We start from the raw sequence: 11,399 nt of genomic DNA on the forward strand, positions 1-11,399 counted from the left end.
AAGGGCGATCGATCGAAGGATCTTGAGGGCTAAGACCAGCAGCTCTTGATGATTCCGCTGGTGCTGTACAATTAAAATCTCACCTGGGCTGATATACCTGAAAGCTTATGATTGCAAATGTTTTCCCATTTCGGATTGTTTTGGTGCAAGTTTTAATTATATTTTTGGCGATCGCGATCGAATCGTGGTTTCTGCAAAAACTACTGAAACTAGGCCCCAAAACCAGCGTTGAATATACAGCCATCCTCAATCTCGCTTGCACTTGCGTAGGTTGGTTAGTTTTCTTCGGCATAGAAAGCATTCTTCCCAAAGATTTGCGGGAAGAGCTAATCGGTTATATGTTATTAGGCGGAAATCCGAGTCTTTACCCTACCATAACTATGATTGCCGTCTTATTATTGGCGATCACTTTTTTAGCAAAATGGCAGAGTTTACAAATTATAGAAAACTGGGTTTTAGGTAACAAAAAAGCTTCCAAACCTCAGTTTTTAGGGCCGCCGACTCTCACCCGCCGTCCTCTCAAAAAAACTTTTCAAGTAACTACTCAGTTTGGAGCAGTTTTAATCGCCCATACTGTTAGCAATATCGTTATTTTAACAGTGTTGTTTGTGGAAAGCGTCAATAATTGAAATATATGATGAAGCAATTTTTGGATGTCACTCAGCAACTCACTAAGGTGACGAACAACCTGTGGGAAGCCAATAAAAAAGTTCAAAAGGCGATGATTCCGCCTAGAGTTGTCCACTGGAAAACCCCTTTACTGCTCAGCATCTTTTTAGGTTTGCTGGCAGTGGCGGCAGTCACTGACTGGCAGACAAGAACTCTGATGTTTGATATGAGCTGGTTATTTTTTATACTGTCAATGGGTTTGCTGACCAGCCAAGCACCTTTTGTGATTAAAGGAGTAAGCCTGAGTCCGTGGGTGACAAGCATCTTAATTGGATTGTGGTTGCTGATCAGATTGCCGTCGGACAAGAAGGAAATAGCCTGGATATCCGGGCCGATTATAGCAGTAGTAGTTCTTGCAATAATCAGGGTTTGGAAGAGCGATTCAAAACGGGAAAGTATCAGAGAGTTGATGCGCCCTCAGTTTTTGATGATTACTCTAATTCATGTAACATTTTCCTGTTGGTTTACATTTCATTTTTTAGTTCAAAGTTGGATACAACAGTATCCGAGCATTTTATCGCAGGATTTGAGAAAAAGCGATTATGTGGTGACATTTCAACAGCCAACTATTAATCGTTCCCGAGGAGTTGTCATCCTCAATGCAATGGAGCGATACGTAAAAAATGAAGCCCGCACCAAACCGTGGCCGCAGGTTGAACAAATGTTAATAGATATTGACAATGAGCGATTTTTTCTCAAGAATAAAGCATTAGGAACAATTGGGACAGTCCCAGAAGATGGTAGCTGGGATGTCAAAACTTCGATCGTTCAAGGACAGTCGCGCTATCAGTTAGAGATGCAAGCAACCTGGATGGGGCTGGTTTTTCGACCGGAAATATATTCGTTTACCAAGTCTTGCGAGGTGTTCGATACAGCCAATCGGGCGACTGTAACCTGCGACGCTATCAAACGCTCAAAACCCGGACTCAAAAAAGATGGAACTGCGGTAGACAGTCAGGTTTGATCCGGTCTCTGGCGGTTGGGAGATGGGGAGATTGGCCCGCAAGCCGAAGCTTCGCTTCGGGATCATCTGGTGTTTTGCGTTTAATTATAGTGCGAGCTTAAGAACTCGCACTATAATTAAAAAAATGCTTTTTACAAAAATGAGATGCTCCCAAGCCTTCTTCCTTCTTCCTGATGACGTTGGACGGAAAGCTCGCGGGCGACAGGACTAATGACTAATGACTAATGACTAATGACGGCAGGAGGGCGGGCACGCACCCTCCACCGCCCCTACTGACTTCTTCCTTCTTCCTTCTTCCTTCTTCCATCTTTCTTCTTCCTTCTTCCATCTTCCTTCTTCCATCTTCCATCTTCCATCTTCCTTCTTCCATCTTCCTTCAACTAAAATATGACGAAAGTTTCCAGCGGGTTTATAACTAGATGAATTTGAGAAGAATATTGACAGTCGCAATTAATGTATTTTGGGAAGTAATTCGCGATCGCATCCTTTACATAATTATTATTTTTGCTCTGTTGATGGGAGCAGCGGTACGCTTGATACCCGAATTGGCCGCGACAACCGAGAAGAAAATTATCTTAGATATCGGTTTGGCTGGTATGAGCATTCTCGGTCTAATTGCCACAGTGTTTGTGGCTACCGAACTGGTCAACAAAGAAATTGAAAAGCGGACTGTTTACCTGTTAGTTGCTAAACCGATAAGTCGGGCTGAGTTAATTGTAGGCAAGCACTTAGGGCTGTCGGCGGTGCTATTTGTGCTTGTAGCGGCCATGACTGTTGTCTATCTGGTTATTTTGAGTTTTAGCCGGATTCCTTACCCTTTGGAAAGCATTTTAATTGCTTCGCTGTTTATTTGGTTTGAGCTGTGTCTCATGGCTGGTGTCGGGATTTTATTTGGGGTATTTAGCAGTTCGCTGCTGGCAGCTTTACTGACATTTGGCGTTTATTTGATGGGACATTCGACGCGGGATTTGGTGGCTGTGGGTAAGTTAACTAAAAATCCTGGCATTGAACAATTGATGATGGGACTTTATCTGGTTTTGCCGGATTTAGCCAGATTCAATTTAAAAAATGATGCTGTTTACGGACAAGTTCCTTACTTGGCGGGTTTGATTACAGATGCTGGCTACGGTTTGCTGTATGTGGTGGTGCTGCTGTCAGTTGCGATCGCCATATTTTCCCGCCGAGAATTTTAAAACGCGCATTGGACACCGCCGAGGCAATAGTTTGTACTGAGGACTAAAGTCCTGACTACAAACCTATTTTACGCTCGTATTAGCGCGCTAAAATATAGAGAAGGTTGTCGATCGCCCATCTCGACTAAAACTCAAATTTTTATGGGTAAAATGAGGTGACTTATGACTGCTGTAATTCAAAAACCGATATCGCAGCTAAAGATTACTTGGCCCCTGCTGCCCGATGATTTTATCCTACCAGATGACCCTGTAGACGATACAGACCATCCCTTGCTAGCTCACGGTTTGCGCCAGTCTGTAGTGGATTCCCCGGAACTAATCCAAGACGCACTAATAGTTTCTAATTTTGCTTTGTGCGCGGCTGTGGACGATCGCACTATTTGCAAAGCCCCAGACTGGATGTACGTGCGGCCCGTGCAGCCTTGGCCCCACAGCTATCCGCGCCGCAGTTACACGCCTCATACCGAAGGAACAGTTCCCTTTGTAGTGATGGAATTTCTGTCAGCTACTTACGGCGATGAATATTCTGTCGAACACACAGAAGAAATCGGCAAATGGTTTTTTTACGAACAAGTAATCAAAGTTCCTCGCTATGTGATTTTTCGACCGCATACGGGCAGAATAGAAGTTTATGCGCTAGAATCCGATCGTTACGACAATCAAAATCCCGATGAAAACGGGCGTTATTTAATACCTGGATTAAATCTATTTTTGGGAGTTTGGGAGGGAACTCGCGAAGGTAGAACGGGCTCTTGGCTGCGCTGGTGGAATGCGGGAGGAGAGTTACTTTTGTGGCCGGAAGAACGGGCCGAAAACGAACGCCAGCGGGCGGAAAACGAACGCCAGCGGGCCGATCGCCAACAGCAAGACAAAGAGTTAGCCGAGACGCTGCTGGAACAAGAAAGACAGCGAAATCAAGAACTTTTGGCGAGATTGGCAGCCCTCGGTATCGATCCAGAATAGCACGAGAAGGAAGTTCGGCAGCAGATGTAACGGATGTCAAGAAGCGGCAAGAAGGTAACAGATCGCGATCGGCTTTGATATCTTTTTGTTTCGTCTGGTTTCTCGATCCTGTGTTTGTAATGTAACAAAAAGTTGAAATTATGTTAGCTCAAAAATCAGAACAATTAAAAAATATTTTCGCGCAGATGGAACGGGCGCTGATTGCCTACTCTGGCGGCATTGACAGCACTTTGGTGGCAAAAATTGCTTGGGACGTTTTGGGCGATCGCGCTTTGGCAGTTACCGCAGTTTCCCCGTCTCTACTGCCAGAAGATTTAGAAGACGCGCGCATTCAAGCCGCAGAAATTGGCATTGTCCACGAGGAAGTAGAAACTCAGGAAATGGCCAATCCCAATTACACTTCTAACCCAGTTAATCGCTGCTATTTCTGCAAAAGCGAACTGCACGATACTTTGAAACCGCTAGCACTAGAAAAGGGTTATCCTTATGTGGTGGATGGGGTGAATGCAGACGATTTAAAGGATTACCGTCCGGGAATTCAGGCTGCGAAGGAACGCGGCGCGCGATCGCCTTTAGCAGAAGTCGGCATGACTAAATTTGAAGTGCGGCAGTTAGCAAAAGAATTGGGTTTGCCTTGGTGGGACAAACCGGCTCAACCTTGTTTGAGTTCGCGCTTTCCCTACGGCGAAGAAATCACTGTTGCGAAGTTGCAAAGAGTGGGGCGCGCCGAACGGTATTTGCGACAGTTGGGGCTGAAAAATTTGCGGGTGCGATCGGACGGAGATACGGCCCGCATTGAGTTACCCGCCGAGGAAATTAAGGAATTTGTGTTAAAGGCAGATTTGCCTGCATTGGTAGCGGTGTTTCAGGAGTTTGGTTTTGTGTACGCGACTTTGGATTTGGAGGGGTTTCGCAGCGGGAAATTAAATCAGGTTTTGCAACCTGAGCTTTTGGGGGCGAAAGGTTGATTAATTATCCTGAAAAAATGTCACTACAACCGTGTCTTCGTCGCGATCGCATTTAACTTGAAAACGGCGCTGAGGATAAAGCGATTTTAGGCGACTTTCCCACATCTGAGCTAATGCTTGTCCTAAATACAATAAATTTTCACTGCTAGCGTTTTGGGCACCGGGGAGAATGTCATCAACGTGCTGGTGGTTCATCACCTGCTCAATTGCAGCGACATCATTCCCCAGTTCGATTTTCCACTGTTCGTAGATTTGACTGTTAAAGGCTTCGGACAAAAAGATGCCGCCTTCATGTTCGACAAAATCTGGCCAGAATAGTTTTGTGAAAGCTATGGCAATTTCAATATTAGCAGATCCAAAAAGATAATCCCAGAGTGAAAAATCATCGCCGTTGGCTTTTTTCCACTGCTGGAAATCGCTGAGTTTATCTGCATTCAAGGATATTTGTTCGATGAACATAATTTCTAGGGTATTTCATCCAATCTAGCTGGCCTAACTGTTTTCTCAGCTTGCACGTAAATGTCTCCTGCTGAGTTTTGGTTGTGTTTGTATTCAACGGCGTGAGGTGTCGGCACATTTGCATGAGCCCTTCCTGTCAAGTCTACTCGCTTAATTGCCCGTCCACTGTCATCGTATACGATATAGCTGGTAATGTTCTTGCCATCCATGCGGTAGAGTAAGTTTTGGGCACTTACTCCATCTAGAGGAAATCTGCCACTTACCTGGGTTCCGACGGCTATAAGGGTGCTAGCGGGGATGCCAACTGTCCAGTCCACTGGTTTAGACATATATAAGTCCTAAATTACTTTGCGACCTCAGTTTGATATATGTATGGGTGAATAATCTGGGCAACAATATTCGTGACATCGCCCCTGAATTAAAGCAATAGCATAAACTAAAGTAGCAGCAAGAGTAGCAGCAAGAGTAGCAGCAAGTTTTATGAAATTTAAATTTAAATTAATCTCGGCCGTCTTGGCTTTGTTGTTGTCCGCGTACATCCCGTTTCGGGGGTTGGCTAACCCGCAACCTTCGGGGGACACTGTTAGTTCTGCACTCTGGTGGCAAGCTTCGGTTTACAATCAGGTGCAGCAAATTAAAGAGCAGCAATATGAAGGTTGCGTGTGGGGCGATTCTATTTCTTCGGCCCTGGGCGATTCTTTGGGAGAAAAAAACTTTAATTTTGCGATCGGCGGCATGAGCTCTGTTTCGCTGCTAGAACAGCTAAAATTGGTAGTGCCGCAGGGCTTTACCTGCAAAAAATCGATTTTGGCGATCGGCACAAATGATGCTATGTATGGCATTGGCGACGAGCAGTTTGTCAGCAATTTGAAAGAGGCGATCGCAATTATGCGATCGATCGGCAGCAAACAGATTATTCTAATTCCTGCTTTTTATTCAACTCTTGCCGCCAGCCACAATCCTAAATTTGCAGGAACAATTGCTAGAGTTGACGAAATCAATGTTCTCATCAATAAAGTAGCAGCCGAAGAAAATATCACCGTGGAATCTAGCGGCATACAAGCCTTATTTAAGGACAAAGCTCTGAATTCAGATTTAACAATTGATGGCGTTCACCTCAATGCCAAAGGTTTAGATATATACAGAAAAGTTTTGTTAGATATTTTAAATTCTCCCTTAACAACCCGCAGTTTTGACAATATAATATACTTTTCCTAAAAACCCTGTAAAGAGCTTGCCGAATGCCTCCTCCCCAAGCATTGTGGGAGAAGTCTAATAGTTGTAGCTTTTCTCAAAAAGGTGAGAAGTTGAGATTTGCCATTTTTCGATTTGAGAGCGTGTCCGGTTGATTGCTATAACAGAAATGGTTCCTGGATCGCGGTAAATCGATCGGACACGATCTAACGGTTATTTGACGTGATTAGATATCAAGGATTCATGGGCTGAATTTGCTGCGGCTGCATTTGCTGTAGCTGAAGTTGTTGCTGCTGAAGTTGAAGTTGCTGATTTTCAACATTTATTTGTCGCTGTCTGTCTTCAAGTTGCAAGCGTCTGTCTTCAGCTTGCTGCTGTCTGTCTTCAGCTTGCTGCTGTCTGTCTTCACGTTGTATCTGTCTCTCTAGCTGTCTGTCTTCACGTTGTTCTTGTCTGTCTTGACGTTGTTCGCGAATCTGTCTGAGTTGATTTCGCCGCTCGAAATCTCCTCCCAAAAATAAGTTTTGAAAAGCGTTGATAGTTGTTTGAAACCCAGTAAAAACTCCGCTAACAGCGTTGATCCCTGTTGCAACTCCTATCACTGGCTGCAAGAAACTGTTGATATTGTCTCCTACTCTGGTATAGCCCGATCGCGCTACGAGAATCACATCATTGTTGCGGAGAACTGGATTATTGTCAGGATTCAACCCTTGAGCAAAATCCACATCGATAGTGCGGCGAGTAACAGTACCGTTGGAGTTCAAACGCAACAGTTCCACCTTATCTTTTTTCGCCCGCAATTGATTGAAACTGCCTGCAGTGAGCAAAGCTTGGTGCAGGGATGTACTGGGTTTAACCAGTAAAGCTCCAGGCCTGATTACTTCCCCCACAACATTGATGCTAATAGCGTTTGGAGAGAAACTCGTACTTCCAATTTGGGAAACTTCAGTCAAGTCTACAGTAGATGCTGTCGGGATAATTACGCTATCTCCTTCTTGCAGCAAAATATCTTGAGTAGAGTCGCCTTTTTGCAGCAAATCCCACAGATTTACCATGATGGTTTGTTCGTTGCCGCCTTTGACTTGGCGGCGGATTTGTACGCGACGGATATCGGCTTCTGTAGTGATACCGCCGGCAATTTTGAGGGCTCTAGTTATTGTTGGCAAGCCCACAACTGCCCCTTGCTGCTGGTCGATAGATACAAAACTCAACTCTGTTTGTTGGTTGGTCGATCGCACATCCGAAGCAAATACAGTATAAGGCCCTGGCCGGTTCACTTCGCCGACAATTACCACACCAATTGGTTTAGTAATATCAGCGGAAAAATTAGCACTGGCTCTTTGACGGACTTCTTGAGTATTGAGGGCACTTGCTGTCGGTACAAAAATTGTATCGCCATCTCGGATCGTGACATCTTGGCTCAAATTTCCCGTGTCTAAAAAATCCTGCAAATTAACAACAGTAGTAACTTGCTCAGCACCTCCTCTGCGGGAACGGCGAATTTGGACGTTTCGCATATCTCCTGCTGACGTCACACCTTTTGCAAGTTGCAGCATTTCCATCAAAGTCGGAAATTTTACTCCTCCTCCGCTTCCTTCTCTGGCGGGATTAATTTTGTAGGAACCGGGGCGAGTAACTTCACCTGCAATACCTATATTTAGGGGGCGAGCGAGCATCAGAGTCACGGTGACAACGGGAACATTAATGAAGGGTTCGTAGCGCTTGGTAATGACGTTAGCGGCTTGTTGCAGCGTCAATCCTTGAATTGAGACGCTGCCAATGATTGGTAAATTGAGCGTCCCGTCAACTAACACTTGATATTCTTTGCTGAATTCTGGAACGCCGAAGATATCTAAAGCAATGCGATCGCCCGAACCTAAAGTATAAGCTGCTTCTTGTGTCAGCCCACCCGAATTTCCTAGAGGCAAACTCGAACCCGGAGGAGGAGGAGGCGGTACTCTCCGCTGGTTTGGGTTGGCGCTGGGTGCAGGATTTCTGACTGCAGGCAACTGAGCTATACCAGGCAGCGAACTGTTCAGCACCAGGAGGGCTGACAAACTCAGATTTGTAGCGGTTTTAACGGTATGTTTCATCTTTGTTTCCTGGTTGCAGCCTGCCAATGAATGAGAGCAAGTTAGCCCGTTGATTTTAAGTTATTTTCCCTGTTGTCTAGTGTAGCCTCGCTTGGTTACAAAATCCACAGGTGGAATCATAAAATTGTGAGGCAATCGAGAGCGTTTTTTGTAAAGAAACTGTAAAGCCAGCCAACTGTTGTTAGAATTAGGAGCTTATTTGACCAAAATTATTTATACACAACTCAGGATACAAATCAACCTGCTAGAGTGGAGGGGGTAGGCACGGGGAGTAGGGGTCGCACTACCCCCTACAAAAACCCGGTTTCTTTGAAAATAGTGGCTGCTTTCTCGATACATTGATGAAGAAACTGGGTTTTTGAACTGATCCGCGCAAGTCCTGTTGATGTAAAATATTAAATAATTCTCTCTGCAGGACAAAGAACAAGTGTCACTAAAATTGGATAAAGTAATTCCTTGGGGACGCTGCTTGGATGAATACATAGGAATGTTTAGCTTAACATCAACCGATCTCAAGCTAGGAATTCTTGATTGTGCGGGCGGCCCGGCGAGTTTCAATGCCGAAATGACTCGCCAAGGTAAAAAGGTAATTTCTTGCGATCCAGTGTATCAGTTTACGGCGGTGGAAATTGGCGATCGCATCCAAGAAACATATCAAACTGTGATTGAGGGCGTTAAGGCCAATGTAGACGGCTATTTGTGGAACAGTTTTGAATCGCCCTACCAGCTAGGCGAAGTACGGATGAAGGCGATGCAGGAATTTTTAGCAGATTTTCCCTCTGGTTTGGAGCAAGGCCGCTACATGAATGCTGAATTGCCGATTTTGCCTTTCAATGACGGTCAGTTTGATTTAGCTTTGTGCAGCCATTTCTTATTTACTTATTCTCATTTACTTGCGGAAGAGTTTCATTTGCAAGCGATTACAGAAATGTGTCGGGTTGCGAAGGAAGTTCGGGTGTTTCCGCTGTTGCAAAGTTTTAGCGGGGAGGAATCCGAGCATTTAAACCCGATTGTTGCCGAGTTGAAAAACAGAAATTTTCGCGTGGAAATTCAAGAGGCTCCTTATGAGTTTCAAAAAGGTGGAAATAAGATGATGCGAGTTAGGATGTGAATGTAATTTGCGTCTATATAACCATTTGATATCTATTCATAAATCTCCGAAACCGGGTTTCTCTCTATATTTCTCGTCACCCAACCAAAAACTCATAGAAACCCGGTTTCTCGCCTTTTTCGTAAATCTCAGAAACCGGGTTTCTCTCTATATTTATCGTCACCCAACCCAAAAACTCAGAGAAACCCGGTTTCTCGCCTTTTTCGTAAATCTCAAAAACCGGGTTTCTCTCTATATTTCTCGTCACCCAACCCAAAAACTCAGAGAAACCCGGTTTCTCGCCTTTTTCGTAAATCTCAGAAACCGGGTTTCTCTCTATATTTATCGTCACCCAACCCAAAACTCATAGAAACCCGGTTTCTCGCCTTTTTCGTAAATCTCAGAAACCGGGTTTCTCTCTATATTTCTCGTCACCCAACCAAAAACTCATAGAAACCCGGTTTCTCGCCTTTTTCGTAAATCTCAGAAACCGGGTTTCTCTCTATATTTCTCGTCACCCAACCCAAAAACTCATAGAAACCCGGTTTCTCGCCTTTTTCGTAAATCTCAGAAACCGGGTTTCTCTCTATATTTATCGTCACCCAACCAAAAACTCATAGAAACCCGGTTTCTCGCCTTTTTCGTCAAAATATATTTATCGTCACCCCACCCAAAAATTCAAAGATGTCAAATGGGTTCTATACAAATTAAGTTACCGGGCGAAGGAAATTCGCGGCTGTACAAACGATGTCCGCCTCTGCAGACTGGAAGAAGTTACCGGGCGAAGGGAATTCGCGATCGCTTATTTCCCAAAAATTAGATAAGCTAAGCATAAAGTTATGCCTCTTCTTGGGGTTCGCCAAGAGTTCGGGAGTCGTGAATTGGGAAAAGTTCAGAAACGCTGCATCAGCTTCAGATTGAGCTGTACTGGAAAAGTCAATGCGATAGATCATGGTTCCAAAGAAAGTCCGTATTTCTGGTTTTGTCGATCTATAAATTCTTCCAGACTAGAAAATTGGCCCCTATCGAACTCATCAAGTCCGTGTTGAATCCCTTCTAATGCCTCGAAGAAATCGCTTTCATCAAAGCTAAGTCCGAACGCGAGAACAGCTAAGGCAATACTTGTTATATCTTGTCCTGTACTTTCAGCCCGTTGGCGGAGCAGTGCTTCGAGTTTGGGGGGTAAGGTGAGTGTAAGGGTCATAAAAGTTATGATGAATGGTTAACTTTATTTTGTAACTCTATTTTGGCATAGGTAGCCAAAACGATCGCTTCCTAAACTATCTGCCCATTGTTCGGAGGCGATCCTTCGGCCTGTCTTGTCTGGTAATCTTGCAAGGCTGCGAGACTTTGGGCGATCGTTTGTTCTTCGCTGAGGGGTTGAAACTCGTTTGCTGTGTCAATTTCTCCACTAATTCTAATCAAAAACCGCAGAGCTTCATTCACTGCTTCAGAATCGGGAAACATCTCTGCAACATTCGGCGATCAATGAATATTTGCACCACCCAATGTCTGGCGTCCAGATCCAACTCTTCTTACACGCAACTTTCTCAAATCATATTCCGACCGAAGCTCATCGTCCATCGCTGTTTCATCCTTCTTCATAAATTTCTCGCTCCACTCGTATTACTTTTCTAGCGCTAATCAAACGAAGAAAATCAGCTCTTTTTGTATACGACCTGGGGGGGTAACAACCAGCCTGAAACCCAGAGGTGGTGAGGATTGAGCCAATGTGTGCTAAAAAAAGATAGGCAGCATAATTGTTACACGCTTGCCTATCCAAAAAATAATGATACCAACATTTTA

The 11,399-nt window shown here is 44.5% G+C and carries 16 protein-coding genes and 1 pseudogene; 8 read left to right on the forward strand and 9 right to left on the reverse strand.

Annotation, left to right across the window (positions count from 1 at the left end; all coding sequences use genetic code 11):
* The first annotated feature begins 107 nt into the window (after positions 1-107).
* Positions 108-629: a filament integrity protein FraC gene (gene fraC / locus AACV78_RS02670; protein WP_194008014.1), complete on the forward strand. Its 522-nt coding sequence runs from the start codon at positions 108-110 to the stop codon at positions 627-629.
* A gap of 5 nt (positions 630-634) precedes the next feature.
* Positions 635-1,633, forward strand: coding sequence for a DUF5357 family protein (locus AACV78_RS02675; RefSeq protein ID WP_194008013.1), 999 nt, complete (start codon positions 635-637; stop codon positions 1,631-1,633).
* 214 nt (positions 1,634-1,847) lie between these two features.
* Here AACV78_RS02675 and AACV78_RS02680 read toward each other — a convergent pair whose 3' ends face one another.
* Positions 1,848-2,003: a hypothetical protein gene (locus AACV78_RS02680; RefSeq protein ID WP_194008012.1), complete on the reverse strand. Its 156-nt coding sequence runs from the start codon at positions 2,001-2,003 to the stop codon at positions 1,848-1,850.
* 49 nt (positions 2,004-2,052) lie between these two features.
* On the opposite strand from AACV78_RS02680, the gene AACV78_RS02685 reads away from it, so the two are divergent.
* The 3 genes from AACV78_RS02685 (at position 2,053) to larE (ending at position 4,757) form a co-directional block, all read left to right on the forward strand.
* Entirely contained in the window at positions 2,053-2,826 is a 774-nt protein-coding gene (locus AACV78_RS02685) for an ABC transporter permease (RefSeq protein WP_194008011.1), read from the forward strand.
* 162 nt (positions 2,827-2,988) lie between these two features.
* The gene (locus tag AACV78_RS02690) at positions 2,989-3,789 is read left to right on the forward strand and encodes a Uma2 family endonuclease (protein ID WP_194008010.1); all 801 of its coding nucleotides are present in this window, start codon (positions 2,989-2,991) and stop codon (positions 3,787-3,789) included.
* 140 nt (positions 3,790-3,929) lie between these two features.
* Positions 3,930-4,757: an ATP-dependent sacrificial sulfur transferase LarE gene (gene larE, locus AACV78_RS02695; protein WP_194008009.1), complete on the forward strand. Its 828-nt coding sequence runs from the start codon at positions 3,930-3,932 to the stop codon at positions 4,755-4,757.
* On the opposite strand, the gene AACV78_RS02700 is transcribed toward larE, so the two are convergent.
* Both AACV78_RS02700 and AACV78_RS02705 read right to left on the reverse strand, forming a co-directional pair.
* Positions 4,758-5,216 carry a hypothetical protein gene (locus AACV78_RS02700; RefSeq protein ID WP_194008008.1) on the reverse strand — a complete coding sequence of 153 codons (459 nt, stop codon included), beginning with the start codon at positions 5,214-5,216 and terminating at the stop codon, positions 4,758-4,760.
* Between the two features lie 5 nt (positions 5,217-5,221).
* Positions 5,222-5,545: a polymorphic toxin type 24 domain-containing protein gene (locus AACV78_RS02705; protein WP_194008007.1), complete on the reverse strand. Its 324-nt coding sequence runs from the start codon at positions 5,543-5,545 to the stop codon at positions 5,222-5,224.
* 151 nt (positions 5,546-5,696) lie between these two features.
* Here AACV78_RS02705 and AACV78_RS02710 point away from each other — a divergent pair, with 151 nt between their 5' ends.
* Positions 5,697-6,434, forward strand: coding sequence for an SGNH/GDSL hydrolase family protein (locus tag AACV78_RS02710; protein WP_194008006.1), 738 nt, complete (start codon positions 5,697-5,699; stop codon positions 6,432-6,434).
* A 209-nt stretch (positions 6,435-6,643) separates the two neighbouring features.
* Here AACV78_RS02710 and AACV78_RS02715 read toward each other — a convergent pair whose 3' ends face one another.
* Positions 6,644-8,503, reverse strand: a complete 1,860-nt coding sequence (locus tag AACV78_RS02715; RefSeq protein WP_194008005.1) for a polysaccharide biosynthesis/export family protein — start codon at positions 8,501-8,503, stop codon at positions 6,644-6,646.
* 427 nt (positions 8,504-8,930) lie between these two features.
* Between AACV78_RS02715 and AACV78_RS02720 the strand changes: the two genes are divergently transcribed.
* Positions 8,931-9,614: a class I SAM-dependent methyltransferase gene (locus AACV78_RS02720; protein ID WP_194008004.1), complete on the forward strand. Its 684-nt coding sequence runs from the start codon at positions 8,931-8,933 to the stop codon at positions 9,612-9,614.
* Positions 9,615-9,690: 76 nt separating this feature from the next.
* Here the strand turns inward: AACV78_RS02720 and AACV78_RS02725 are convergent, their stop codons facing one another.
* Both AACV78_RS02725 and AACV78_RS02730 read right to left on the reverse strand, forming a co-directional pair.
* Positions 9,691-9,945 (reverse strand): hypothetical protein, encoded by a 255-nt coding sequence (locus AACV78_RS02725; RefSeq protein ID WP_194008003.1) that lies wholly within the window; start codon positions 9,943-9,945, stop codon positions 9,691-9,693.
* Between the two features lie 79 nt (positions 9,946-10,024).
* Positions 10,025-10,195 (reverse strand): hypothetical protein, encoded by a 171-nt coding sequence (locus AACV78_RS02730; protein WP_228042057.1) that lies wholly within the window; start codon positions 10,193-10,195, stop codon positions 10,025-10,027.
* Positions 10,196-10,284: 89 nt separating this feature from the next.
* Between AACV78_RS02730 and AACV78_RS02735 the strand changes: the two genes are divergently transcribed.
* Complete coding sequence (locus AACV78_RS02735; RefSeq protein ID WP_255513065.1) at positions 10,285-10,413, forward strand: hypothetical protein; 129 nt, start codon at positions 10,285-10,287, stop codon at positions 10,411-10,413.
* A gap of 129 nt (positions 10,414-10,542) precedes the next feature.
* On the opposite strand, the gene AACV78_RS02740 is transcribed toward AACV78_RS02735, so the two are convergent.
* From AACV78_RS02740 to AACV78_RS02750, 3 genes and pseudogenes are all read right to left on the reverse strand, one after another.
* Positions 10,543-10,797, reverse strand: a complete 255-nt coding sequence (locus AACV78_RS02740) for a hypothetical protein (protein ID WP_194013156.1) — start codon at positions 10,795-10,797, stop codon at positions 10,543-10,545.
* Positions 10,798-10,868: 71 nt separating this feature from the next.
* Complete coding sequence (locus AACV78_RS02745) at positions 10,869-11,060, reverse strand: hypothetical protein (protein WP_228042058.1); 192 nt, start codon at positions 11,058-11,060, stop codon at positions 10,869-10,871.
* Positions 11,061-11,184: 124 nt separating this feature from the next.
* Positions 11,185-11,399 (reverse strand): annotated as a pseudogene (locus tag AACV78_RS02750) (hypothetical protein); the annotation flags it as partial.

Origin of the sequence: Tychonema sp. LEGE 07196, from assembly GCF_963890365.1 — a bacterium.
In the GTDB taxonomy this organism is placed as follows: domain Bacteria; phylum Cyanobacteriota; class Cyanobacteriia; order Cyanobacteriales; family Microcoleaceae; genus Microcoleus.

Bases quoted from the DNA above. Each gene is read 5' to 3' on its own strand.
- AACV78_RS02745 (WP_228042058.1), bottom strand. From the start codon at position 11,060: ATGTTTCCCGATTCTGAAGCAGTGAATGAAGCTCTGCGGTTTTTGATT.
- AACV78_RS02710 (WP_194008006.1), top strand. From the start codon at position 5,697: ATGAAATTTAAATTTAAATTAATCTCGGCCGTCTTGGCTTTGTTGTTG.
- AACV78_RS02690 (WP_194008010.1), top strand. From the start codon at position 2,989: ATGACTGCTGTAATTCAAAAACCGATATCGCAGCTAAAGATTACTTGG.
- AACV78_RS02685 (WP_194008011.1), top strand. From the start codon at position 2,053: ATGAATTTGAGAAGAATATTGACAGTCGCAATTAATGTATTTTGGGAA.
- AACV78_RS02735 (WP_255513065.1), top strand. From the start codon at position 10,285: ATGGGTTCTATACAAATTAAGTTACCGGGCGAAGGAAATTCGCGGCTG.
- larE (WP_194008009.1), top strand. From the start codon at position 3,930: ATGTTAGCTCAAAAATCAGAACAATTAAAAAATATTTTCGCGCAGATG.
- AACV78_RS02675 (WP_194008013.1), top strand. From the start codon at position 635: ATGATGAAGCAATTTTTGGATGTCACTCAGCAACTCACTAAGGTGACG.
- AACV78_RS02740 (WP_194013156.1), bottom strand. From the start codon at position 10,797: ATGACCCTTACACTCACCTTACCCCCCAAACTCGAAGCACTGCTCCGC.
- AACV78_RS02705 (WP_194008007.1), bottom strand. From the start codon at position 5,545: ATGTCTAAACCAGTGGACTGGACAGTTGGCATCCCCGCTAGCACCCTT.
- AACV78_RS02715 (WP_194008005.1), bottom strand. From the start codon at position 8,503: ATGAAACATACCGTTAAAACCGCTACAAATCTGAGTTTGTCAGCCCTC.
- AACV78_RS02700 (WP_194008008.1), bottom strand. From the start codon at position 5,216: ATGTTCATCGAACAAATATCCTTGAATGCAGATAAACTCAGCGATTTC.
- fraC (WP_194008014.1), top strand. From the start codon at position 108: ATGATTGCAAATGTTTTCCCATTTCGGATTGTTTTGGTGCAAGTTTTA.
- AACV78_RS02680 (WP_194008012.1), bottom strand. From the start codon at position 2,003: ATGGAAGAAGGAAGATGGAAGATGGAAGATGGAAGAAGGAAGATGGAA.